The sequence below is a fragment of the Paraburkholderia sp. SIMBA_027 genome (assembly GCF_046535315.1).
GTDB lineage: Bacteria > Pseudomonadota > Gammaproteobacteria > Burkholderiales > Burkholderiaceae > Paraburkholderia > Paraburkholderia tropica.
In genome coordinates this window covers 1-257 of sequence record NZ_JAWRWY010001017.1, presented here as the reverse complement: position 1 = coordinate 257, position 257 = coordinate 1, and the positions used below count along the sequence as shown (strand labels likewise).

The window sequence follows — 257 nt, the reverse complement described above, 5'->3', positions numbered from 1 at the left end:
GCACGTCCATCGAACCGAAGTTCTGGATCGCATTCAGGCGCTTGACCACCACTTTGCGCTTGGCCATGGCGGTGGCGCCCTTGGCCAGGTTCGCGCTGACGATCATCGGCAGCATTTCCGGGGTGAGGCCCACAGCAACCGCCAGGGCGAACAGGAACGCATCGCCCCAATCACCTTTGGAGAAACCGTTGAGCAGGAATACGATCGGCACCATCACCAGCATGAAGCGGATCAGCAGCCAGCTGACGCTGTTCACC

At 60.7% G+C, this 257-nt stretch carries 1 protein-coding gene; it reads right to left on the bottom strand.

Features of this window, described 5'->3' with window-relative positions; genetic code table 11:
- Positions 1-257: hypothetical protein (locus SB764_RS42180; protein ID WP_410867061.1), on the bottom strand; the 257-nt coding region annotated here is incomplete at both ends.